The following is a 22,289-nucleotide window of genomic DNA, read 5'->3' as shown; positions in this document are numbered from 1 at the left end:
ATTACCCTTGTAAAACGTCAATTCTGTTTTGCGAAAACGACATTGATTGCGAAGAAACTCCGCCAACATCTAATACTTTTTTATAACTTGATATTGCATCAGAAGCTTTACCTAAACTGTCTTGTGCGATTGCTAAGCCAAGCCACCAATTGCCCACAAAAGGTTCAAGTTTGGTTAACTGTGCGTAAGCGGCTTCTGCTTTGGCAAAATATTTTAGCTCTCGAGCTAAATTTCCTTTTAAGGTATAAAATTCTTTCGATGCACTTTCTAGATTCACATCTAAATATGAAAAGGCGCCAGCTGCGTTGTTATCTTTGAAAAATATTTTAGCGGCCGTTACTCGCCACTCTTCTATTAATGGATATCGCTGTAATCCATCATTAATAATTGATATGGCTTTGTTACCCTCACCTCTTCCGTACCAAGCCGCCGCCAATAAGTTTCTCGCTTCTACGTTGCTGTCGGATATCGAGAGAATGCGAGTGAGCTGCTCAATAGCTTCTGTAACGTAACCTCTATCGTATGACTCTTTTGCTTTGCTGAGTAACTTAGCTATGCGCTCTTGTGGCGTTAACTCAGACGATGTTTTTTCAATAATAAAAACTGGTGGCTGTTCGGCAGTCGATGGTTTTGGTGGAGTTGTGACTTCAGCATTTTTAGCAGTGCTAGTTGAACTAGTGCTACGTGAGGATTCAGTCGCGACGTTATTTGATGAGTTTTCAGTTGAATCAGTAACTAAGTTTGTCGTTAATGAATTCGCTTCCTTTTCCGTTAACTCGTCCAATTCAGGCGTTGGCTCAGGCGCTGATTGAGCGGCGGGTTCCATCACGACTTGAACAGATTCTGGTTCTGCTGGTAATACATCAGTGGACTCTGCCGGCACCTGTTCAGCGACGTCAGGTATTTCAGGTATTTCAGGTATGTCAGATATGTCAGATATGTCAGATATGTCAGCTGCCACAGGCTCAGCGACAGTTGGCTCAATTTCAACAACAACGCCATCAATAACTTTTTGTGAACTTGGTAATGTCGATGTTGGTTGTGTAGTAACGGCAGGCGTTCCATTAAAAATTTGCCAACTTATGGTTGCTAACAAAATCACTATTACTACCAATAAAGCTATTGATCCCTTGCCAACCATTGTTGTGTTTGATGTTGATGACGAGTTCGCTGGTCCTGACTTAACCATTGTCTCTGGTTGCTCTTGTCGATTATCTAAATCTTTAAGCATTTTATTAATCACACTCACTGCATCCACTCCTGAACAGCCGGTACATCAATTACAAATAATGTAACTACTGCAGTTAATACCATTAGCATTGCAACAATCGCTATTGTTGCTACATCCACTTTTTTTGTCTCAATGGCATCTGTGTCTTGGGCGGCAAGCTGGATATGCTTTTTACTCACAGTTTGCTCCCCTTCGCCATAAACTAACATTAAAGCTTTATGACACATTACATTCACTAATCGCGGCACGCCATTACTGTATTTGTGCAATGCAGCAAGTGCCCTACTATCAAATAAACTATCCGAGTCAAACCCAGCTACTAAGAGTCTATGTTGAACATATTGATTTAACTCACTTGCGGTCAAACCTCTTAGCTGATACGAAAAAGTAATCCGCTGACGAAGTTGACGGAGTCTGTGCGTCGCTAACATTTTATCTAACTCCGGTTGCCCAAAGAGAACGACCTGAATTAATTTTCTTGATTCGGTTTCAAGGTTAGTAAATAGCCTTAGTGCCTCAAACGTCTCCCATGGAATGGTCTGCGCTTCATCAATTATTAAGACTACACCTTTACCTTGTTGATTATGTTCTAATAGTTTTAGCTGAATTTTTTGGCTTAACTGCTGTTGGTTGATCCTGCTTAGACCTTTAATACCCAATTCACTCGCCAAGGCATAGCGCATTTCTTCAGGGCTTAAAGCCGGGTTAGGAATATAAGCCACTTCAAAAGCATCAGGTATTTCATTAAGTAACTTTCTACAAAGCAGCGTTTTTCCTGTACCAACCTCACCGGTTACTTTGATAAAACCTTCACCCGTTTTTAGTGCCGTTAATAAAACCTGCATCGCTTCAGAGTGGCTTTGCAGCGGCAAATAAAAATTAGTGTTTGGGGTTAGAGAAAAAGGAAGTTCCCTAAGCCCAAAGTGGTACAAGTACATATTTACTCATCACCATACCAGCGTTTCAAAATATCTGCGCTGCGCTTCATTTGCTCTTGCCATGTACCTGTGCCTACAACCGTTGGCTTAATTAGTATAACTAACTCTTTTTTCTTCTCAGTATCCTGTTTAGATTTAAACAAGTTCCCAAGTACTGGAATGCTTCCTAAGAATGGTACTTTCGACTCACCATTTGACGACATCGTTTGCATTAAACCACCAATCACAACAATTTCACCACTCTTAGCACGGATCACGGTATCTGACTCACGAATATTGCTTTGCGCTAGTGGTAATATGTACTGTTCTTCGTTTAGCGTGACAACTTTTTGCTGTTCATCAATCTCTGTTACCGAAGGGTGAACATGTAAAATGACTTCACCTTGGTCGCTAATTTGAGGCGTAACGTCTAACGCAATGCCAGAGAAAAAGGGTTCTAAGTTAATTTCAGGTGTGGTGGACGTTGCTGTACCCGTTACAGTTGTTGTCGATACATCCGTTACAAAATATTCGTCTTTACCCGCTTTTAATACCGCTTTTTGGTTATTCGTCGCCGTTACCCTTGGCGAAGATAGAACTTGCACATTACCCTGGGTTTTTAATAAGTTAACTACGCCAGAAAAGTCTGTGTTAGTAAAACTTAAGCTGGTTAAGCCCCCAAGTGCCGCACTTAATTCATTTCCGAAGCTACCACCAGTGGTATTAAAGGTGAAATTCGTGCCACCATTATTTGCCATGACGTTTTGCCAATTTATGCCTTGCTGGTAATCATCGTCCAAGGCAACTTCTACTATTTTTGCTTCTAATATTACTTGGCGAGTTAAGCTTTGTTCTGAGCGTTTCACAAAGTCTTTAACTGCTTGAATATCCGAGGTTAAACCGCGAACGGTTATTAATCCAGACTGAGGACTTACAACAACATTCGCTATTGACTCATCGGTAGAGCGCATGATCATTTTTAGCGTATCTTCTAACTCTTTCCAAAAGTCGCTTTCTGAACTGGTTTGGATATTTGAACCATTTCCTTGCCCCATACCCATAGAGTTACCAAAACCATTTTGACCATTTTGCTGATTACCAAAGCTGCTATTCTGTTGGTTGCCAAAGCCGTTGTTGCCTTGAGTGCCATTCTGCCCGTTCTGACCATTTTGCTGAACAATGCCACCAGAGTTGATATTGGTCGATGTCATCCCAAAACGCTTCAGCATTAGGTAGTTAATTGCAATAGTTTCTGTTTTGATTGTTGCTGGATAAACCTGAATTACCTTGCCACGAAACTGAATGTCTAATGGATACAGGCTGGAAAGAACCTCAACAACCTCTTGAATTGTTACGTCTTTTAAATCAAGACTAATACTACCTTGTGCGCCAGGGTGAAAGGCAACACTGTACGGGGAGTCGGCCACCAAGCCCTGTAAGAACGGCTTAACAGGCACGCCGTTAGCTGCCACGTTGAATCTATCTTCGATTGCTCCAACATCGATAGGGGATGTTGTTGGCATCATTAAATCAGCACTGACTGAATCAGGAATAGCGAGTTCTTTTTGCTTAGCAACCGCTTGAGATTGTTCATTAAATACTTGATGAACTTCATCTGATTTACGTGGTGAATCATTTAGGCTACAACCAGCTAAAACACTTGTTGCCAGGCATGAAATTAATAAAGGTTTGATTTTATTCATTTTACTTTTCATATACATATAATCTTTTTTGAGAGCCTGACTTCAGCAGAACAATATTATTATTATTTATTTGGCTAATTTTAAAACCATTAACAACATCACCAACACGATGAAGTTTGCCAGATAAAATAGCCATTTTCGCGCCTTTTTTATTTACTATGCCTTGGAGCGATAAGGCTTCATTCGACATAGCTTGCGCTGTGTTATTGTCTGCTACATTTAAATTGATCTTTGGTAATGTGGGATCGTGAATCTTATCCGCCGAAACAGAAAGTGACCCTAACGCTAAAAATAGCGCCCCTAATTTCGATAGAGTTTTATAATCGAATAACATTTTTGCTATCACTTATCGTTACTAAGGTTAATGTTAGTTGCGCTTTTGGATGTTCATCGACTTCATAACGTAAATCGTCAACGGCAAACTGCTTATTTCTAGCGACAACTGTTTTAACAAAATTCATTAAAGGAAAGTATTCACCTTCCACAATTAGCTCAAATTTATGGCTGTACAATACAGGTAGCTCAATAGTGTCTTCACCTTCGACAAAATCCGCTTTAATAAGCTCAGGAGACATCGCTGACAACCCAGTCACTCGGATTTGTCGTTCAGTTTCCAATAGACGAGTTAACTCTTTGACCATTTTTTCCGGCGCGACGTAGTCATCCATTACATGACTAAGTGCAGATTCGACTTTGGCTAACTCTGCGTTTAATTGTTTAATCTGTTGCTTTAATTCTGCATTCGGATCTTGATTTAAAGCCTGCTTAATATTGGTAATTTGATTGCTAATTGCATCAACCTGTTTGCTAATTTGCTGCTTAGATTTATAAAGCGCATTTTGACTGTCTAAAGCAGGCTTCACAGCAATAAAAAATAAACCATATGTTACTAAAAAGATTACAGCTAGGGCGACTATCACCTTTTCACGTTGAGTCAATGCGATAAACTTATCGTTCCATGCTTGCCATTGGTTCATAGTCCAGCCTCCTGGCTATTATCGCCTACGGTTGTAGCAGCATTAAACTCTAACACTTGATCGTTAATAGCGTTTATTTTCAAAAGGCTAAACTCTCTACCGGTAAAGCTATTTGTTGCTTGAAGATAAGACATCCACTGCGTAACCGCTTTAGACTCTAATGCGTAACCGTGAAAAGTGACGTTGTTTTTATTAAAACGAAAGTCCTTTAACCAAAGGTTATGATCGTGGTGTTGCGTCAGTTCTTCCATCACAACAGAATAGTCAATTGCATCGGCTGATGACTGCGCTGAAACTAATTTATACAGCGCGTTCTTGGCCGTTAACTCGCGCTCCAATCCATTTTTTGCATTGGTAAAACGCGTTGTGTCATTGTGCTTAATTAATGCGGCTTGAAAATTTACTGACTGCTCTTCTTCAGAACTTAGTTCATTCTGTAGTGCCTGCTTTTGTTTTGCTAATTGACTATTAGATAAAGAAATTTGAGCAAACCATAACACCATTATCAAAAGAAAAATGCCAGACACAATCGCAATGTTAGTCAAAGTTAAATAATAAACTTTTGGCCTTAAGTCTTCGGTGTAAAAGTTAATATTAGTTTTCATTTTTGGCCTCCACCGCAATTTTAAGTGGCTGAGAGTACAAAGCCGCACCGACGGCAGCAATATAACTTGAGTCCAAATCCGATTGCCCATCAAGATTATCTAATGGTATGAGTTTTGTTTTTACTGGTAAAACTTGATTAAGTGCGTCAACTAATAAGTCGGCATTGTTGCCTTCCATTGCAAGGAAAGCATTTTTAATTGGCGGTTGTTTCAGTTGGCTTTCAAAATAGTCTATCGAACGCTGAATCTCTATTGCAATCATATCGCTGCCACCCATTTGAAGTTGCTCTGGGGTCATATCGATTGTGGCCGCCGTATTTCGAATTTTTCTGGCAAAACAAATCTGCTGGTTTTTCACAATAAGTAAAATGGCATCGGATTTGTGATGTTGTATAAAAATTAACTGCGCAGCATCTTGCGTTGTTTGCAATTTAGCAAGCGCAAATTGTTCGGTCGTTAGTGCATGAATGGGTGCACCTGCATCATGGAAGGGCTTTATAACTCGTTCTAAATAGGTTCTAGATACTGCTAAAACCTGTGTTTTTGGCTGTTGTCCAGTTGGTTGCAATGGCATGTCAATATAGTCACACACCATATCCTGTGGCGCTATGTTAATAAGCTCTTTAATTTTCCAAGGGAGTGTTGCTGTTACTTCTCTATCTGGAAGTTCCGAAGTATCTAATTGAGTGCTTTCAACTTTATTCGCTGGAAGAATAATGGTGGTTTCTGCAGAAACGAGTTGGTGTTTGTTAATTAGCGTCTCTAATGCTGTGATAGCTTGATCATCGGTTGTTGTCGAGACCACATCAAAGCCAACACACTGCATAGAGCCATTTACGCTCTCAACTTTCACCAATTGCACCTTATCGGGTAATATAGAAATGCCCGCACTAAAGTTCGTTTTTTTCTTTTGAAATATATTTAAAATTGAAGTTGGCAAAGTTAAACTCATTATTATTTTTTTGATACTCCCTGCTGATCGACTAATGTATCCTGATACGCCTCAACAATTCAACTGCAAAACCCTATGAATATTGCTTTTTTTGACAAATATGTGCGAACCCAAATAGATCTAGTTGAATATCAGCTTAGTATTGGTAAAAAAGTTCAATTCTGGGTTAAGCGGGATGATCTTATAGACCCCACTATTTCCGGTAACAAATGGCGTAAATTAAAGTTTAATATAAAATTTGCAGTCGAAAATAATAAATCTGGTATTGCTACCTTTGGAGGTGCGTTCTCAAACCACATTGCCGCGACCGCCAGTGCTGGTGCTCGAGCAGGCATGAAAACGGTAGGCTTCATTCGAACCCATAAAATTGATAAAAATAATCCGACATTAAACCTTGCTGCAAAAAATGGTATGGAATTGATAGCCGTAAGCCGCGAGCAATATAGGGCGCGACATACACCTGAATTTCTAACATCCCTAAAGTCACAGTATCCTAACTATCATTTCGTTCCCGAAGGGGGAACCAACGAGCTCAGCAACTTAGGAGTAAATGAACTCGCGACTGAGTGTTTAGAAGATGTCAATTATGATGTTATTGCTGTGCCACTAGGTTCGGGTGGCACGTTAAAAGGGCTCGCTAAAACACTGCCTAATAAAAAGTTAATCGGTATGGCTTGTGTGAATGACGAAAGGGTCTTTGATGAAGTTCAACCATATTTAAACAAGGCATCATGTATTTACAGCGGCGCCTTATTTGGCGGTTATGCCAAGTTTAATAATGAATTAATCGATTTTTGCTTAGACTTTCACGCGCAAACAGGAATAGCGATTGAGCCTATTTATTCTGGAAAAATGTTCTATGCGTTATGCCACCAGCGCGACGAACTTGGTTTAACGGATAGCGATAACGTTTTAGCTATTCATACCGGTGGATTGCAAGGAATACATGGCTTAATTTACGCTAAAAAATTATGTGCGAAAGCATGGGCGCCGGTACTCGACTCAATTTCTTTGGAAACAATCTACACCTAAATGTTTAAGCTTTTTAATTTGACTTTCGGATTCTATACCAGTAGCGATAACTTTTTGTTTCTGAGTATTGGCAACACCAACTAGACTTTTAATAAATAATTGATTTTCATATTTATTTTGCAACAGCCCCGATATACTCGGGTGCAACTTTAAACTATCAACGCTAAGTAGATTTAAATAACTCAAGTCAACAACATATAAGCCCACCTGGCTTACCATAACATTGCCATTATAACGCTTAACGATTTTAAGCAGCTGCCTGATTTGTTTCACATTATTAGTAAGCTCAAATTCTGAAATTTCTATTATGACTCTTGGCATCATCGTTGAGTTTTGTTTTAGAAATCGAACTAACCACAAATCAAAATCACGGTTTAACAGACTATCTATGTGCAAGCGCACTGAAATAGGTGTTGTTTCTAATTGCGCTAATTCTTCTAATGCTAACTCTAAAGCTAACTTATCAATTTCAGCTATCATCCCACTTTTGCGGGCCATTGGCATAAATATACAAGCCGCTATTAAATTTTGCTGTTCATCGATCATTTTGAGCGTAGCGTCAAATTGTTCAACTTTACCGGTGAAGGTATTAACTGGCTTTAAGTCGAGTAAAAAGTGTCTGCTTTTTAATGCCTTTTCTAACGATATTCGCCATCGAACTGAGCCTTTAACCTCAGACTCTGGTAAATAATTCGCCTCATACATAAACCAGCTCGATGGACCTTGTAACTGAGCGGCTCGAAGTGCTAAATCGGTTTCTGCCAAAATATGAAAAGACGTCTCGGTTTGATCAAACATTTTTACGCCTATGTAACATGACGTGGTTTGATCTAAGCCAAATGGTAAGGCAAGTCTCTGACTTTTATCGATTAATTCAGATGCTACTTTTTCAACGATTTTTGCATCTACGAAAGGGATTAAGATCGCAAATTCGCTGTAAGTAAGTCGAGCAACGATAGACTGCTGAGTATCGTCTAGGTAAGGTATTAATAAATTAGCGTAATTTTTCACATAGTAGGCAGTGGCCTTCTTTCCTTGAAGGTTTTTTAACTTATCAAGTGTTGCAAAGTTTATAAAAAAAACAGCACCTCTTACTTCACCTTCTTCTTGCAATAGAGCTTCAAGTCGATTGTCAAAGTAACGCCGGTTCCCTAATCCGGTAACTTGATCCAGAAACGCCTGACTGCGGATTAGATGATCGATTTCTTGACCGCTTTTTTTAGCTTCAATCCTTTGATTATTTAGCTTTCGAATGGTGTTAACTAAATGATATTTTTCACTAGAAATAAAGAATTTAAAATTATCATCTTTAGCCTGCCGGCTTGCCCACATTTCTAGTTGAATTAAAATCTTCCAGTGCTTAAATAGGCGTCGCTGGGTAAACATAATGCTTAAAATACAGATTAGTCCGTATAAGAAGTTATAACCGAGGAATGTCTTTAGATGAATGCGCCAGAAAGATCTAAACTGAACCTCCAGATTATAATTTTCACCTATTATCAATAAGCTAGTGCTATTAAATTTCGAGTCCATGCTCGCAGCATAAGCTTCGCTTTTATCTCTTACCAATGAGCTAATTATAAAATCACTCTGATTCGTCAATTTTGCGACTTGATTTTGAAGTGTCGTTTTATTAGTTGGGCTAGGTAAAACGCTATTTGATATTTGGGTGGACGCTGAAAGCAGGGCTAGTTGTTGTTTGATGTTACTTTGATAGACAGAATTCAAAGCGATGAATAATACGCTATTAGTAAAAATGAACAGCGACAAAATGATATAACCTGCAGAACTCATTAGGCCGCGGTAAAGCACTTTGGTTAACTGCATATTTTTTATACTTATTGTTATTCCGTTAAGCCAATGTACTGCCTGTTTTAAATACAATCAACCTTCGTACCCATTATGGTGCTCCGACCAGGCGACTTGCGTCAAAAGCCCAATTCATAATTCAGATTATTATTTAATAACAAAGAGCTTAAACAAAACTTTTAATAAAGAATCAACTTTTAAAATTAAAGTAATTTGCGCTGAGTCCTTCATCGGTAATCATTCATCCATGAATTTTTACATTGTTTATAACCTTAACATTTGAGTACGACTTGTTCCAACAAGTCGAGCATGATCAGTGTTGTATTCGATTAGCTTAGCAGGAAGGAGTTGCGGGTATTTGGAAAGTGAAGTGCAAAAGCCGCATCCATGCGGCTTATCATAGCTCATTTGGTTTGCCGTTATAGCATTGAGCTTTCTTTTTTCTTTTTAGCTCTTTCTTCGCTGGCTGATTGGTTATTGAATGCTCTTAGTAAGTCCGTATGAATATAATTCATCGTCATTTCAAAACTCATGTGCGGAGCATCTAATTCGATTTCAGTATTGCCATCCTTGTACTTAGCTGACTTGTTACCTACAAACGGGATTTTCTGGCTAACTAACTGATACTTGTTCGACAGTGAAGATTTCAGGTAATCAAACTTAGACTTTGGAAAACCTGTTAAAACAGCAATTAAAACACCTTCTTTGCTGAAGATTGCTGTCAAGCTGTTAAGACCATCGAAACCAATTTGTCCTGTGGCAATTTCATACATATCACCACCGCTATATTTGTTCTGCCCTTTATAAGTTACTGAATATTTGTTTTTCAATTCTTCAACTTTAGTCTTGCTAATTGTTAAACCAAAGACCGTAGGATCAGCTAATGCTGCATTTGAAATTAGTAACGCAAATAGCGCAAATATTGTTTTTTTCATTATTTATATTCCATTAATTATTATCGTAAGTGTGAATTGTGAACGTAGCCAAGCGAATTATTTTCAGGGAAGTAAACTTGGCTCCAACCTCGGCTGTTTGAAATAATATAAACTGTATCGCCACGACCTACTCTTTTTATAACTTGGCTATCAAAGTCCTGCTTAGCATATAAGCTAGACTCACTGACATTTATATACTTTTTAGTAACTCTATACAGGATGTTATTAAGACCTGACTGCGCCCCTTGATGGTTCTGCTGTGCCGCTTTAGCATACCAATAAACAGCTTTTTGAAAGTCTTTTCGAGTTCCTGAGCCGTCCTCATACATGCCAGCTAAGTTGTGCTGTGCTGTTGCACTGCCTTGTTCTGCTGACTTTTTAAACCACTTGAATGCCGTGTACTTATTTTTTTCAGTTGCTGTCCCACTATCATACATAACGGCAAGGTTGTTTTGAGCTGGTGCACTCCCTTTTTCTGATGCTTGGGTATACCAATAAAACGCTTTTCTATCATTTTTTTGAACGCCTTCACCATTTGCATACATCCAACCTAAACGAAATGTTGCACTCGCATCGCCTTTCTCAGCAGCTTTTGTATATAGCTCAAATGCTTTACTTAGTTCCTTTTCTAAGCCATACCCTCTGTAGTGATGTTCAGCTAAATAGTAAATAGAAGCAGCATGTTCAGCTAAAACCTTGCTAGAAAAAAGCTGATAAGATTTTTTATAATCTTTTTCAACGCCCAGCCCCAAATAATACATTCTTCCTAAATGATAAGTAGCGCTAAGGTCCTTTCCTGAATATGGGTTAAGAAGTGCAATCGCTTTATCTGTATCACTCTCAGTACCAATACCATACAAATAAAATCTGCCTAAAGAAATACTTGCATATTTCCATCCTTTCTTGGCTGCTATTTTCATCCACTTAAAAGCTTCTGATTTATTTACTTCAGTGCCTTTACCATCTTCATAGAGCCAAGCTAAGTTTCTTGCAGAATCTAAGTTCCCTTTCTCTGAAGATAATAAATACCACTCAATAGCCTTTTTGTAATCCTGCGTTACTCCATAACCATTGGCATGAGCTAGACCTAGATTAAAAGAACAATAGATATCAACCTCTGTGCAACGCTCATACCATTTAACAGCACTGAGGTATTCTTTCTTTTCCCAGTAATATTGACCAAGCTTTGCAGGGGCATTTTCATCCCCTTTTTCGACTTTTAACCATAGAGGAAATGTTTTTTCATTATTTGATAAAAATGATTTGGCTTTTTGTGAAGAGTTTTCAGAGGCTTTTTCTAAATAATCTTTAGATGCTTGGTATTTTTCTTTGCCATGAAGCCACATACCGTAATCATATTGTGCTTCTGCTAAATTTGAATCAGCAGCTTTTTGTAACCACTCTATATCGCTGCCTGAGGTTCGTCTCGCTGATGTGTATAGTCGGTACATAGACCTGACATCACCTTCCTTTGCTAGACTTTCCCAGTCTTTCCTTGCTTCGTTAATTTCCCCTTTTTGATATGACTTTTCTGCCGACTCGTAAGTGGCTGCACAGCCGCTTAAAAGTATCCCTATGCCTAATCCAATACAGGCTTTTACAACATCCATTAAATTACTACTCCGATTATAAAGTTGTTACAAAGTGTAAAAATATACAAAAATCCAATAAATAAATAAATAAATAACTTAGATTTTCTTCAATAAATCAACTAGGTAACTATTCCTTTTTGACGCATTACTTGGCACTTTAATTATGTCCTGAAATTCTGATTTATTTCCAACAATATGAACTTCTGCTTCTGCTCTAGTAATTGCTGTATACAGCCAAGCTCTATCTACAATTCGACCTTTTTGTAGGGCAATGATAATTCTAGGGAATTGTGAGCCTTGTGCTTTATGTAGGGTTATTGCATAACCCAGTTCCATGCAATCCAATACAGGTTGGTTGACCTCAATTACCTCACCAGTATCAAGGGTGACTGCGCCATAAATATCACCATAAAATTCAACATTGGTTAGTGTGCCAAGTGAGCCATTTTGTATGCCTTTGTCATAGTGATTTTGAGTAAAAAGAATTTGATCATTTAGTCTGAGGTTTTGATAATACTGCTCTCCGTGCATAGTGAACTCCAATAACTTACCATTAGAGTTAACTGCCTCTTGCGTTAACTTGTTTATATCAGCGACTAACTTCTTAGTTGGAGCCATGATTCGACTATCACTAGGGGATTGCTGGTATAGGTCACAGCAAACTCTAGCTATATCATCTCTTTCAGTTTGATGAAAATAGATTGCTCCTGATGACAGGTTGTCAGGAACAATTCCTTGATTAATCAACTTTGAATATTCAGGGATTCCTGTTGTGCCTTCTTTCCTTTTTACGATATCAAGTTTGGTATTAGCAATTGTTGATGTAATAAAACCGATAGACTCATGCAAACGCATAGCTGCTCTACCACTCAGAGCAACAGCGTGTATTTCAAATCCCATTTGATGATATGCACGCAATGCTGTTTTCAGTACCGTAGTTTCGCCTGTACCAGCCCCTCCTGTTATACAACTAATTGCTTTATCTAAGCACGTTGTACAGCCTCAGTTTGCTTTTGCGTTAATTCATAAGGTAACTCACTAACAGCTTTCAGGTAGGCACTGTTGGCTTTTTCATCATAAAGATCTGTTTGCTCAGATAGCTGTTTTAGTCGTTTAGCAACGACACTTTCCATCAGCAACTGAGCTGTTGGATGATAATTTCCAGTTTCAATGTTAAGGATGTATTGCGCTTTATCATGACCAGCTTTAAATGCTTGGCTAACAAGTTCTTTGTCTTTAAGTAATTTTGTTAGCCGTGGGCGCAGATCCGCTTGTGATGTATAGGTATGGCCTTTATCAATTTCCTTTCTTATTGCTATTTCTAAGGCTGCACTTAAGCGCTTGTCATTTTCTTTAGCAATAAATTTGATTAGCTGTTCACCTGTCTCCATGTCTTCGACTAGCCTGTTGCCTCTGACTGACCAGTGTTGACCAAAAATAAAAAACCCAGCTTTTACACTGGGTTTGGTTTGATATTTCATTAAAAAGCGATTTATATTTACACTTTTAAAATATACGTTTCCTAGAACGGAATATCGTCATCGAAGTCCATACTAGGTGCCGGAGCTTGTGTTGGCGCCTGACGAGGCTGGTTTTGTTGCATACCTTGGTTTTGCTGACCATAGTTGCCTTGCTGCTGTTGAGCTTGATATGGCTGGTTAGCAGGTGCTGATGTTTGTTGCGATGGCGCTTGTTGTTGCCCCATGCCTTGGTTCATATTCTGATTCATACCTTGATTCGGCTGCGCGAAACCGCCCGGTGTTGCTGCTGGTTTTTGAAAGCCTGCATTTGGTGCAGAGCCAGCATTATCACTACGTCCACCTAACATTTGCATTTGACCACCAAAATCTACAACAACTTCTGTTGTATACTTTTCTTGGCCACTCGCTTGATCTTGCCACTTACGAGTTTGCAATTTGCCTTCAAAATAGACTTGTGAACCTTTACGTAAGTATTCACCAGCAACTTCAGCTAATTTACCGAATACAACAACTCTATGCCATTCAGTTTTTTCCTGCATTTGGCCAGTATTTTTGTCTTTCCAAGATTCATTAGTTGCTAGGCTGATATTAGCTACTGCGTTGCCATTTGGCATATATCTAACTTCTGGATCTGTACCAAGTGTACCTATCAAAATAACTTTATTGACTCCGCGAGCCATAATAATTCTCCTGCAAACTAATTAAAATTGGTAATTAGCTGATTCACACTCACTTCATCGTAAGACTGCTTATCAACTTTTAAATAAATTCGGTTTTCATCTTCCACCAGCGTTGCTTCGATCACACCGGCACACTGACAAATATTTTCTATAAGGGACTCTAAATCAATTTTATTGTCAGAATCAAATGGAATAGATACTCTTTTTGAGCTAATTGGTAATACCATACCAGATGCGAAAACAAACCATAATACCGCAAGCGCCGCATTACTCGCAAACAAATAAGTAAAGCCAAATGTTTCTGCAACGTAACCCCCTGTTACACCGCCTAAAAAAGCCCCCATGAACTGGCTACTTGAATATACTCCCATAGCCGTGCCTTTTTGCCCAGCAGGAGAAATTCGAGAAACGTGTGCTGGTAAGCTTGCTTCCAAAAAGTTAAAGCCTATAAAAAAGATAAAAAGCATTGCAATGATATTGGCAAAATCTGTGTTTAACGCAAGAGCAAATGACGATGCTACTAATAAGCCAATTGCAAACAGGAAGTATGATTTTTCTTGTGACTTTTTAGCTGCAATAATAATCATCGGCACCATGAAGACAAACGAAAGCAGTAATATGGGTAAGTACGCCATCCAATGGTCTGACACTGCAAATCCACTTTTTGAAAACAACACCGGGATTGCGATAAACATGGAAGTCATCATGAGATGCAGTACCAACACACCAAAGTCTAATCTCAATAATTGGCGGTTACACATCATGCTAAAAATCTGACCTGAGCTCGCGGTTATTTCACCTGAGCGTGCTTTAGTCACAGAGCTAGGAACTAATGTCAAAACAATAATAATTCCAACAATTGCTAATATTGCAGTAAGGTAAAAAACACCCGACAAGCCAAATGATTCAGCAACCATTGGGCCAAGCACTAACGCCACCGAAAAGCTTAATCCAATACACATGCCAATGACGGCCATCACTTTTGGTCGCTGTTCCTCACGAGTGACGTCTGCAGCTAATGCGAGTACAGCACTGGCTATCGCTCCCATACCTTGGATTGCCCGGCCTATTGTCACTGTTACTATGTCTTCTGCTAAACCAGCTATCACACTGCCAACTGCAAAAATAACCAAACCTAAAACAATGATTCGACGACGGCCGTATTTGTCTGATAACCAGCCCATTGGGATTTGAAAGGCTGCTTGCGTCAAGCCATAAGCACCAATAGCTAAACCAATCCATAAAGGCGATACACCATCAAGTGATTGACCATATATAGCCATAATTGGCATCAACATAAACAATCCCAGCATACGGATTGCAAAAACTGACGCTAGCGAAACTGCTGTGCGCTTCTCAAGATTATTTAGTTTATCTGAATGCATAGTTCGATGTGTTAACAGTGCTTATGTGACGTTATAAGTTAGCCGGTTAGTATACTGTGAAAACACTTATTATTAAACGGCTAACGTAACTGTTCTAGCAACACTTTCGCTTCATTTAACCAAACATGAGACTTTGCATTTTTTATTGCAAACTCAAGTTCATTTTTCGCTTCGGTTTTACGGTTTAACTTTATTAGCACATTAGCAAGATGATAACGCACGGTTGGATTTGACGAGTCCATTGCAAATGCGGTTCTCAACGTTTGTAACGCTTCATCATTTCTATTTAATTTAAAATATATCCAGCCTAATGTATCTGCTATTGCAGAGTTAGCATCATTAATCTTGTAAGCTTTTATCGCGTACTCATAAGCTTTATCTAGATTCTCATCTAAGTAAATATTGGCCAAGTTATTCAGTAAATATGGGTCTTGCTGGTATATCTTATTGTTTAGTAAATTTAGGTATATAGGTAGTGCTGAACTAAAGTCCCCTAAATTTGTATAGTGATCGGCCAGTAATTTCTTACGCCACAGTTCATTATCATATTCTTCAGCTAGGGCTTTTAATTTTGTCGTCAATCGCGCACTATTTATGCCGTCTTTTGCTAGTTGATACAAATTCATTAACGCCATATTAAACTTGTTATCCACCTCAAATGCTCGCCAATAATAGTCAAACGCGTTAATTTTATTTTTTAAGAGCAACTCAATATCACCTAAAAGCAATAGTATATTTGGCTCATTTTTATGTGATTTAGTTAACGCAATGGCTTGTTGTTTTGCGCTATCAATATCTCCGCGCGCCATGCTAAGCCTAATGACTTCCAATTTCACGCGAAGGTTATTGGGTAGTAATTTTGTTAATCGACTTAACGTTGTACTTGCCCCTTCAATATCGTCGATCCCCCTTTGTGAAACGGCAATATCAAAAAGCAATCGACCATTATTCTCAGCTAATCCGTAAAGAATACCAAGCTGTTGTTTTGCTTCGGTAAATCGATTTAGCTTTTTAAGGGTTTGAACATATTTAAATAAGTATTCGACGTTATACAAGTTAGTGTTGGTAAGGTCTTTAATGATACGATTTGCTTGCGTAAATTCACCTAACTGGTAATAAATATCATATAACAGTTCTTTACTTCGCTGACCCGTAACCCCAAGAGTAATGGTCTCTAATAAAGGAATGGCTTTATCAAACTGTTTATTTATCGCATACGTTTCGCTCAACATATATTTAACATCATTATTCTCTGGTCTTAATTCAAATAATTCTATTAATATACTTTGCGCTTGAGTAACTTTGTTTTGCATTTTCAATGCGGTTGCTAAATTAAATCTAGCTTCAAAAAATTCACTTTTTTGTTCAATAATTTGCTCTGCAATCGCTTGAGCCTTTTCCGCTTGATTCTGTTTTATTAAAACTGCGACTTTAAAATTTAGTAATTCTAGGTTTTCGGGCTGGGCTTGTAATAATTGTTCCGCAATTAATGACGCATTGGATATATCACCACTTTGTAAATACATTAAGCCTTTGGCCAACGCTAACCTGGATGTCGTTGTATCATTTTTACTTTCAATGCTTTCGATTAAACGCTTTGCTTCCATGGAGCGACCAGCTTTGTTTAATAAGTTAACTTGACGTAAAAGAATATCAATTTCATTGGGATATTCGCTTTGCAGCTTAGATAGAAGTCTTTCTGCATCAAAACGTTTTCCATTTTTGTTGTAAAGATCAACTAATCGAATAGCTAAGTCTTTATTCTTAATAACGCTTGATTCATAACGCTCTAATAGCAATTCAGCTTCTTGTTCTTTTCCTAATTTTATATATACGTCAGATAACATGGCAATGGCGTTTGTATCACCAGCACGAACCGCCAAGTAACGAGTAAGATCTTTTGAGGCTTGCTCAAGGTTGCCTTGTAAATAAGCTGATAATGCACCGACAAATATTAAAGAAGGGTCTTCATTAAAAACATCCTCCGGTATCAAAGATGTTGCATTTGATAATGCTTCTAACATCTGAGCTGATTCCGCATCCTTTTTATCAATTGATAGTAGCCAGCTAGATAACAACATCATATGTGGATCATTTGGCGTCATTTCTAATATATTATCGATCAGGTTTTTCGCGTCCTTTAACCTATCAGCTTTAATATAAGCTCTAACGAGTGAGCGAAGTACAACAGGATCTTCTTCAACATCTAACAAGGCATTTTCAAAAGACTCTATTGCTGCGTCAATATCCCCCTTTTCTATTTGTACCGTGCCAAGTAAATGTAAGGTTCGATGATCATATGGTGTCTTCTCTAACGATTTTTTCACTAACCTTTCTGCCTCGGATACCTCTCCTTTGGCTAATAGAAATGCAGCGTAACTATTAAAAGCTCTAATATCCGCTTTGGCGTGTTGAATTGCTTTTTCATACGTTTGTTTTGTTAGCTCTGTTAAATCTAAGTTTTGGTAAGCTATGCCTTTATTAAGTAACAATTCATATTGGCTCTGTAAGTTCAGGTTATAACCATCCGAAAAACTTAAGACCTTTTTATATTGCTTGGCGAAGTTAAGCGCGCTTGCATAGTCGGCAACAATTAAGTTGATATCTGCTTTGTAAACCAACGCCTCTTCAAATTCAGTAATAGCCTCATCAAAATAACCTTTGTGCAGGTATATCTTACCCATCAATATTTTTGCCGGTAAGTTTCTTGGTTGCTGCTCTAAAGCGTTTTTTAAATAAATGAAACTGGCTTCATAGTTGCCCTCGTTAAATGCTTGTACAGCCTGTTCATAATAATTATTTGCAGAAAAAGAGATATTACTAAAGCTAAGTGAAAAGATGACAACGACAGGAAATAACAAGCGTTTAAGCATTTTTATGCCTCTGTAAAAGATAAATATAGAATTTGGAAAAATAAGATTATTAAAAACAAAAAAGATGGCAAACGCCACCTTTTTTATATTTGTTAGAAGAGTAAATCCTAAGCGTGAAACTGAAACTTTTTGTTAGATTTTTGCTGTCTTAAAAGTAACAATAGACCTAAAGCAAACATCGCAACCGTTGATGGTTCAGGCACTTCAGTAACGTTTGTCGGTGTAGTTCTTGAAGCAACAATACCGCGAAGTTTAAACGCATCATAGTTACCGCTTACTACTTCCTGAAACAAACCAACAATCCAATGCTTAGACGTGGTACCAGTTGTATTCCCGATTGAATAATAAACAACATTTCTACTATTAGCCACAGAGCCTGTAGTATTAATAGCGCTGGTCATAGAGTTGTCTAAAAAGCCACGTTTCCATGCTACGTTACGATCTTCATCTTCAATTTTGTTCACTGCGCGAGTAGACAATGTGCGTGTTCCGATGTTTAGTTCATCATTACCGGCACCATATGTTGACTCCCAGCCAACCCAAAAACCTTCTAATGCAACTTCTTCTGCAAACGACAGCAATACAAACTCTTGGTTTTCACCTTGGTTAACATTGCGATTATCAATTGCATGTTCGTTATTCGAATAGCTTTCATTTTGGTTAACAACGCCAATACCATAGCTACCCCATGAATAAATATCAGCTCCTACAGCTGTTAGTCTATCAGTACGATTTGGGTTTTCTACCATAGACCAACCACTAACCGTTAGAGCTTCTCTATCTGATGCTACCCAGCCACGACCTGCCATATGCTGATAACTCATTGCATCAAACGAGCTGTAGTCATTAGTAACTGAGTTATTTTCACCAGCAACCGTATTAACAAAATTAGATTGGTTTCCGAAGTCCCATCCTAATGTTGTTGTATCAGCCTGAGCATTTAATGCCGTACCTAGTACTAAAATAATTGATAATATTCTTAACACACTACTTCCTTCATACTCAGTGATGTACCGAGCAACTAAAATAATTCGTTTCCTAATTGTCGTATAGCAATCATCGGACTAGAATACAAACCTTTGTTTTTATTAGGAATATCCAAAACCAAAAAACAAAGTGTAAAAAAGCATGACAGCTAAAGCGTATTTTAACTGGTTGGTCCATTTTTGACCACATTTAATTTTGACTAAAGTGATCTTCTGTACTCGTTTATTCATACAGTGTTTTATTTACGCCTTGGGCGGTTTAGTGTCATACTGTCTGATCTAATGAATTGGTAAGAAGTGAATATGGATAAAATTGAAGTTCGTGGTGCTCGCACCCACAATTTGAAAAATATAGATATTGAAATTCCTCGCGATAAATTAATCGTAATCACCGGCCTATCAGGTTCGGGAAAATCTTCACTTGCATTTGATACCTTATACGCTGAAGGCCAGCGACGTTATGTTGAATCTTTATCGGCATATGCACGCCAGTTCCTTTCGTTAATGGAAAAGCCTGACGTAGATCATATTGAAGGTTTATCACCAGCAATTTCTATTGAACAAAAGTCGACTTCACATAACCCACGCTCAACTGTCGGAACCATCACCGAAATTTATGACTATTTACGCCTTTTATATGCTCGAGTAGGCACGCCAACTTGCCCTACACACGGTGAACCGTTAGAAGCACAAACGGTATCGCAAATGGTAGATCGTATTTTAGATTTGCCAGAAGGCGCTAAAATAATGGTTCTTGCTCCGGTTGTGAGAGACCGGAAAGGTGAGCACGTAAAAACATTAGAGAATTTATCTGCCCAAGGCTTTATCAGAGCCCGCATCGACGGAGAGGTGTGTGATTTATCAGATCCTCCTGAATTAGAGCTACATAAAAAGCACACTATTGAAGTCGTTGTTGATCGCTTAAAGGTTCGTGACGACATTCAACAAAGACTTGCCGAGTCTATAGAAACTTCATTAGAACTAAGTGGTGGTATCGTTAACATTGCCTTTATGGAAGGAGATACTCCACCATTAACCTTCAGTGCTAATTTTGCGTGTCCAGTTTGTGGATATTCAATGCAGGAACTAGAGCCACGTTTATTTTCATTTAACAACCCAGCCGGCGCTTGTACAAGTTGTGACGGTTTAGGTGTTAAACAGTACTTTGATTCAGATAAAGTAATAATTAATGACGAACTAAGTTTAACCGGTGGGGCTATTAGAGGCTGGGATAAGCGTAACTTCTATTATTTCCAAATGTTAAAGTCATTGGCTCAACATTATAAAATTGATTTAAGCCTGCCATTTAATAACTTACCTGCTGAACATCGCGAAGTCATATTAAATGGTAGCGGTGCACAAAGTATTGAATTTAAGTACATGAATGACCGAGGCGACGTTGTTGTTCGCAATCATCCATTTGAAGGTATATTGCCTAATATGGAACGTCGATATAAAGAAACCGAATCAAATACAGTACGAGAAGAGTTAACTAAATATATTAGTACACAGCCATGCCCAAGCTGTAGTGGTAGCCGTTTACGAGAAGAAGCTCGCCATGTATTTGTAACAAATACTAATTTGCCTACTATTACTGATATGTCAATTGGTGACGCGAGTCAGTTTTTTGAAAACTTAAATTTAAGTGGCCAAAAAGCACAAATTGCAGAAAAGATTTTAAAAGAGATACGAGAGCGTTTAGGTTTCTTGGTTAATGTCGGATTGACCTATTTGTCTTTATCACGAAGTGCCGAAACACTCTCTGGTGGTGAAGCGCAAAGAATTAGACTAGCAAGTCAAATTGGTGCCGGTTTAGTGGGCGTAATGTATGTTCTAGATGAGCCATCAATAGGACTGCATCAACGTGACAATGATAGGTTATTACAAACATTGGTACATCTGAGAGATCTCGGCAATACCGTGATTGTGGTTGAACATGATGAAGACGCGATTAGAGCTGCTGATTATGTTATTGATATCGGTCCTGGAGCAGGTGTTCATGGTGGTCAGATAATCGCCAAAGGCACTCCAGAAGAGGTAAAAAACAACCCTAATTCAATAACCGGACAATTTTTATCCGGTGCAAGAAAAATACAGGTTCCACAAAATCGAGTGTCTGTTAACAAAGATAAATGGTTATCGTTAAAAGGCGCCACAGGGAACAATCTAAAAGATGTTTCCATAGATATCCCTATTGGCTTGATGACATGTGTTACCGGCGTATCAGGCTCGGGTAAATCTACACTAATTAATGGTACTTTATTTCCTATTGCTCACTGTGCATTAAATAAAGCGACGTTGTCTGAGCCTGCACCATATAAAGAAATTACCGGCCTGGAGCAGTTAGACAAAGTTATTGATATTGACCAAAGCCCAATTGGTAGAACACCTAGGTCTAATCCAGCAACCTACACCGGAATATTTACTAATATTCGAGATCTATTCGCTGGAACTCAAGAAGCGAGGGCTCGAGGGTATAAAGCCGGTCGCTTTAGTTTTAATGTGAAAGGTGGTCGCTGTGAAGCGTGCCAAGGTGATGGCCTTATAAAAGTCGAAATGCACTTTTTACCGGACGTATATGTCCCATGTGATGTGTGTGGTAGTAAGAGATATAACAGGGAAACGCTTGAAGTCACGTACAAAGGTAAAAATATAAACCAAGTACTTGAAATGACGGTAGAAGACGCAAGAGAGTTTTTCGATGCTATTCCTGCAATATCAAGAAAATTACAAACGTTAATGGATGTTGGCCTTAGTTATATTCGGTTAGGTCAGTCCGCAACTACCTTATCCGGTGGTGAAGCGCAACGTGTTAAACTTGCTAAGGAGTTGTCGAAGCGAGATACAGGACAAACGCTGTATATCTTAGATGAGCCTACCACAGGCCTTCACTTCCATGATATTGAGCAGCTATTAACTGTAATCCATCGTCTTCGAGACCATGGTAATACTATTGTTATTATTGAGCATAACTTAGATGTTGTAAAAACGGCTGATTACATTATTGATTTGGGGCCGGAAGGTGGTTCTGGCGGCGGAACTATTGTCGCTGCAGGAACACCGGAAGACATATGCGATGTCGAAGGATCTTTCACCGCAAAATATCTTAAACCGTTACTAAATTAAATCGT

General features: G+C 38.6%; 18 protein-coding genes. 2 read left to right on the top strand and 16 right to left on the bottom strand.

Going from position 1 to position 22,289, the window contains the following annotated elements; genetic code table 11:
• Position 1: 1 nt before the first annotated feature.
• From J9318_RS02575 to J9318_RS02545, 7 genes are read right to left on the bottom strand one after another with little or no spacing between them, the layout of a single operon-like run.
• Complete coding sequence (locus J9318_RS02575) at positions 2-1,249, bottom strand: tetratricopeptide repeat protein (RefSeq protein WP_210560992.1); 1,248 nt, start codon at positions 1,247-1,249, stop codon at positions 2-4.
• Positions 1,246-2,169 carry an ExeA family protein gene (locus J9318_RS02570; protein ID WP_210560991.1) on the bottom strand — a complete coding sequence of 308 codons (924 nt, stop codon included), beginning with the start codon at positions 2,167-2,169 and terminating at the stop codon, positions 1,246-1,248. Before J9318_RS02570 ends, J9318_RS02575 begins: the two co-directional genes overlap by 4 nt.
• 2 nt (positions 2,170-2,171) lie before the next feature.
• Positions 2,172-3,851, bottom strand: a complete 1,680-nt coding sequence (gene mshL, locus J9318_RS02565) for a pilus (MSHA type) biogenesis protein MshL (protein WP_210560990.1) — start codon at positions 3,849-3,851, stop codon at positions 2,172-2,174.
• A 1-nt stretch (position 3,852) separates the two neighbouring features.
• Complete coding sequence (locus tag J9318_RS02560) at positions 3,853-4,185, bottom strand: agglutinin biogenesis protein MshK (RefSeq protein WP_210560989.1); 333 nt, start codon at positions 4,183-4,185, stop codon at positions 3,853-3,855.
• Positions 4,169-4,828, bottom strand: a complete 660-nt coding sequence (gene gspM / locus J9318_RS02555; protein ID WP_210560988.1) for a type II secretion system protein GspM — start codon at positions 4,826-4,828, stop codon at positions 4,169-4,171. Before gspM ends, J9318_RS02560 begins: the two co-directional genes overlap by 17 nt.
• Positions 4,825-5,433 (bottom strand): PilN domain-containing protein, encoded by a 609-nt coding sequence (locus J9318_RS02550; protein ID WP_210560987.1) that lies wholly within the window; start codon positions 5,431-5,433, stop codon positions 4,825-4,827. The genes gspM and J9318_RS02550 overlap by 4 nt, the downstream gene beginning before the upstream one ends.
• Entirely contained in the window at positions 5,423-6,385 is a 963-nt protein-coding gene (locus tag J9318_RS02545) for a hypothetical protein (protein WP_210560986.1), read from the bottom strand. The genes J9318_RS02550 and J9318_RS02545 overlap by 11 nt, the downstream gene beginning before the upstream one ends.
• A 75-nt stretch (positions 6,386-6,460) precedes the next feature.
• On the opposite strand from J9318_RS02545, the gene J9318_RS02540 reads away from it, so the two are divergent.
• Positions 6,461-7,417 (top strand): 1-aminocyclopropane-1-carboxylate deaminase/D-cysteine desulfhydrase, encoded by a 957-nt coding sequence (locus tag J9318_RS02540; protein WP_210560985.1) that lies wholly within the window; start codon positions 6,461-6,463, stop codon positions 7,415-7,417.
• On the opposite strand, the gene J9318_RS02535 is transcribed toward J9318_RS02540, so the two are convergent.
• The 9 genes from J9318_RS02535 to J9318_RS02500 all read right to left on the bottom strand — a co-directional run bounded on the left by J9318_RS02535 (position 7,388) and on the right by J9318_RS02500 (position 19,158).
• Entirely contained in the window at positions 7,388-9,244 is a 1,857-nt protein-coding gene (locus tag J9318_RS02535; protein WP_210560984.1) for an EAL domain-containing protein, read from the bottom strand. The two genes, J9318_RS02540 and J9318_RS02535, sit on opposite strands and share 30 nt — an antisense overlap.
• Before the next feature lie 401 nt (positions 9,245-9,645).
• Positions 9,646-10,161, bottom strand: coding sequence for a hypothetical protein (locus J9318_RS02530; RefSeq protein WP_210560983.1), 516 nt, complete (start codon positions 10,159-10,161; stop codon positions 9,646-9,648).
• Between the two features lie 20 nt (positions 10,162-10,181).
• A complete protein-coding gene (locus J9318_RS02525; protein ID WP_210560982.1) occupies positions 10,182-11,771 on the bottom strand; it encodes a tetratricopeptide repeat protein in 1,590 nt (529 codons plus the stop codon).
• A 78-nt stretch (positions 11,772-11,849) separates the two neighbouring features.
• Positions 11,850-12,683 (bottom strand): ATP-dependent DNA helicase, encoded by an 834-nt coding sequence (locus J9318_RS14000; RefSeq protein WP_244732003.1) that lies wholly within the window; start codon positions 12,681-12,683, stop codon positions 11,850-11,852.
• A 53-nt stretch (positions 12,684-12,736) separates the two neighbouring features.
• The gene (locus J9318_RS13995; protein ID WP_244731820.1) at positions 12,737-13,234 is read right to left on the bottom strand and encodes a hypothetical protein; all 498 of its coding nucleotides are present in this window, start codon (positions 13,232-13,234) and stop codon (positions 12,737-12,739) included.
• Positions 13,235-13,275: 41 nt separating this feature from the next.
• Complete coding sequence (ssb, locus tag J9318_RS02515) at positions 13,276-13,914, bottom strand: single-stranded DNA-binding protein (RefSeq protein WP_460851074.1); 639 nt, start codon at positions 13,912-13,914, stop codon at positions 13,276-13,278.
• A gap of 17 nt (positions 13,915-13,931) precedes the next feature.
• Entirely contained in the window at positions 13,932-15,299 is a 1,368-nt protein-coding gene (locus J9318_RS02510) for an MFS transporter (protein ID WP_210560981.1), read from the bottom strand.
• Positions 15,300-15,379: 80 nt separating this feature from the next.
• Entirely contained in the window at positions 15,380-18,172 is a 2,793-nt protein-coding gene (gene prsT, locus J9318_RS02505) for an XrtA/PEP-CTERM system TPR-repeat protein PrsT (RefSeq protein ID WP_210560980.1), read from the bottom strand.
• A gap of 107 nt (positions 18,173-18,279) precedes the next feature.
• Positions 18,280-19,158, bottom strand: a complete 879-nt coding sequence (locus tag J9318_RS02500; protein ID WP_210560979.1) for a PEP-CTERM sorting domain-containing protein — start codon at positions 19,156-19,158, stop codon at positions 18,280-18,282.
• Between the two features lie 303 nt (positions 19,159-19,461).
• On the opposite strand from J9318_RS02500, the gene uvrA reads away from it, so the two are divergent.
• The gene (gene uvrA, locus J9318_RS02495; protein ID WP_210560978.1) at positions 19,462-22,284 is read left to right on the top strand and encodes an excinuclease ABC subunit UvrA; all 2,823 of its coding nucleotides are present in this window, start codon (positions 19,462-19,464) and stop codon (positions 22,282-22,284) included.
• Positions 22,285-22,289 lie beyond the last annotated feature (5 nt).

This window comes from Psychrosphaera aestuarii, from assembly GCF_017948405.1.
Lineage (GTDB): Bacteria > Pseudomonadota > Gammaproteobacteria > Enterobacterales > Alteromonadaceae > Psychrosphaera > Psychrosphaera aestuarii.
The sequence above is the reverse complement of the archived record's forward strand: the minus strand, read 5'-3'. Positions and strand labels throughout refer to the sequence as shown.